Here is a 2,694-nt window from a genome sequence, read left to right on the forward strand (position 1 = left end):
CAGCAGCGCGACCTGGGCATTGGCGCGCGCCAGTTCCGGCGGCGTGCCGCGGCCTGCGCTGATCAACCGCTGGGTGACCGAACGGCTGCGCTGCTGCAGCTGCAGGGAATGCTCGGCGACATGCAGCTCATGGTTGGCGTGGCAGATCTCCAGGTAGCTGTCGGCCACCTCGGCCACCACGCTCACCTGGGCCAGGTCACGTGCAGCGGCCACCGACTGTTCGTCGGCGCGGGCTGCTTCGGCACCGCGCTTGAGCTTGCCGAACAGGTCGAACTGGTAGCTCACCGCGAACTTGCCGTCGGCCAGGTTGATCACCGGCAGCTCGTGCTCCTGCAGGAACGACTCGGCCGACAACTGTGCGCGGCTGACGCCGGCTTCGGCCTCGTACTCGAAGCCACCGGCGTCCATCGCCTGCTCGTACACCGCAGCAGCGCGGCGCAGATGCGCGTCGGCAGCCTTCAGTTCGACGTTGTCGCGCAGCGCCTGGGTGATCAGCCCATCCAGCACCGGGTCGTTGTACAGCGACCACCAGCGTGCCGGCAGTGCCTGGTTGGCAGCCACTTCGGGGTTGTGGGTATCGATGAACGCRGCATTCGCCTGCGGCCGCTTGAACGCCGAGCCCTCGGGCAATGCGTAATCCGGGCCGACGGTTCTGCACGCAGCCAGGCTGGCCAGCGCGACGATCAGGCCAAGGCGGGGCAGGGCGGCGTTCACAGGCCCGCCTGTGTCGGCGCAGCGCCGGCCTTCTTGTTCTGCACGTGGCGGCCGGTATCCACGGTCACCGTGGCGGTGCGCCCGGCGATCAGCTCCACGCCGGCAGGCACCTCGTCGATGGCGATGCGCACCGGGATGCGCTGCGCCAGCCGCACCCAGTCGAAGGCCGGGGTCACGTTCGGCAGCAGGGTGCTGCCATTGCTGCGGTAGCGATCCTCGATGCCGGCGGCGATGCTTTCGACATGGCCGTGCAGAGGGGTGTCCTCGCCCATCAGGCGGATGTCCACGCGCTGCCCCGGGGCCACGCCGCGCAGGCGGGTTTCCTCGAAGTAGCCATCGATGCGGAACGAACCGGTATCCAGCAGTGCCAGCACCGGCTTGCCGGCCACCACGTAGTCGCCCACGCGCATGGTGCGGTCGTTGACCCGGCCATTGGCCGGTGCACGCACTTCGGTGCGGGCCAGGTTGAGTTCGGCCAGGTCGACCGCGGCCTGTGCGGTGGCCAATGCGGCCTGTGCGGCCTGCAGCTTGGCCCGGCGCACTTCGGCGTCCTCGGCGGCCACCAGATCCTGCAGGCTGCGGTCGCGTCCTATCTCACGGCGCAGCTGCGCGACCGATGCCTGGCGTTCGGCCAGGCTGGCGCGGCTCTGCTCCAGCGCGATGCGGTAGCGCGCGCGATCGATCACGAACAGCAGGTCGCCCTTTTTCACTGCCTGGTTGTCGGCTACCTGCACCGTTTCGACCAGGCCGGACACATCCGGCGCGACCTGCACCACGTCGGCGCCGACGTGGGCGTCGCGGGTCCACGGCTCATCCATGTAGTAGACCCACAGCTGGCGCAGCACCAGCAGGGCGACGATCACGGCTGCGCAGGTAAGCAGCACCGGCAGAGTCTTCTTCACGATCTTGTTCACGATTGCATCCAACGCAGGAGGTGGAACAGCAGGCCCAGCACGATCCCGTACAAGGCCAGGTTGAACAGCGCCGGGTGCCATACGTGGCGATAGGCACCGGCACGCTGCAGCAGCGCGTGCAGGCCGCTGTTGACCAGGTAGGCCAACACCATCAACCCGAGCAGGGTCGGGACGAACACTCCGTGGAGACTGAATTCACCGGGCATCGGTAGGGGCGGGGACGGTAGGGGAAGGGGAGGTGGAACAGGACAACGGCAACGGGCAAAAGCCGCTGGCGCATGCACGGCAGCGGCGGTATTCACCGACAACGGGCTTACGTGATGCGGTCGGCAGCCTCGGCCAGCAGGCGCCATGCCTTCAGCACGGCATGCAGTTCATCCATGGAAAGCTCGCCGAACACGTCCTGGCGCAGGCCGATCAACTGGTCTTCCAGTTCGCGCACCAACGCCTGGCCTTCCTCGGTCAGCCACAGCAGGTTGGCGCGGCGGTCGCTGGCATCGCATTCGCGGCGGACCAGCCCACTGGCGCAGAGCTTGTCCAGCAGGCGCACCAGGGAAGGGCCTTCCATGCCCAGCTGCTGCGCCAGCGCGACCTGGCGGATGCCACCGCCGGAGCGGCCGATCATCAGCAGGGGCATGGTGCAGGCGGTGGAGATGCCGTAGCTGCCCAACCGGCTGTCGGCCAGGCGCTGCCACTGCCGCCCTGCGTACAGCAGGCCGGAGCTGAGCTGCATCTGCAGCACGGTGCGCTCGTCGAGGGGTCGGTCCATAAGTAATAGATAGGATACTACTAATTTCATTCCTATCAATAGGCTTTGCTGAATGGGTTGGGTGTATTGAGGAAAGCGTTGCGCCTGCTGGCTATCGGTTGGGGTGGCGGAGGGCCGGGCGGGGTAGGACACGCTGCAAGTACGTCCCTGTAAGCTCGATCGGCGCATCCATGCGCCTCACGGTCCTACCCCGCCCGGCCCTCCGCCACCCACCCCACATCCCGCGGGCGCGGAGGGTTGGCTCTTCAAGAACAAGAGCGGTAGCGCCGGGCCATGCCCGGCGGCTCCTGGTGGCAC

The 2,694-nt window shown here is 67.6% G+C and carries 4 protein-coding genes; all 4 read right to left on the reverse strand.

Going from position 1 to position 2,694, the window contains the following annotated elements; genetic code table 11:
• Positions 1 to 714, reverse strand: a 714-nt coding sequence (locus AC1VAN_RS17750) for a TolC family protein (protein WP_480986337.1), incomplete at its 3' end; no start/stop codon positions are given.
• Positions 711 to 1,628, reverse strand: coding sequence for an efflux RND transporter periplasmic adaptor subunit (locus tag AC1VAN_RS17755; protein WP_025875649.1), 918 nt, complete (start codon positions 1,626 to 1,628; stop codon positions 711 to 713). The genes AC1VAN_RS17750 and AC1VAN_RS17755, both read right to left, overlap by 4 nt.
• Positions 1,625 to 1,834: a DUF1656 domain-containing protein gene (locus AC1VAN_RS17760; RefSeq protein ID WP_025875651.1), complete on the reverse strand. Its 210-nt coding sequence runs from the start codon at positions 1,832 to 1,834 to the stop codon at positions 1,625 to 1,627. The genes AC1VAN_RS17755 and AC1VAN_RS17760 overlap by 4 nt, the downstream gene beginning before the upstream one ends.
• A gap of 107 nt (positions 1,835 to 1,941) precedes the next feature.
• Positions 1,942 to 2,397 (reverse strand): MarR family winged helix-turn-helix transcriptional regulator, encoded by a 456-nt coding sequence (locus AC1VAN_RS17765; RefSeq protein ID WP_025875653.1) that lies wholly within the window; start codon positions 2,395 to 2,397, stop codon positions 1,942 to 1,944.
• Positions 2,398 to 2,694: the final 297 nt, after the last annotated feature.

It is taken from the genome of Stenotrophomonas sp. 05L44_2, assembly GCF_056665995.1.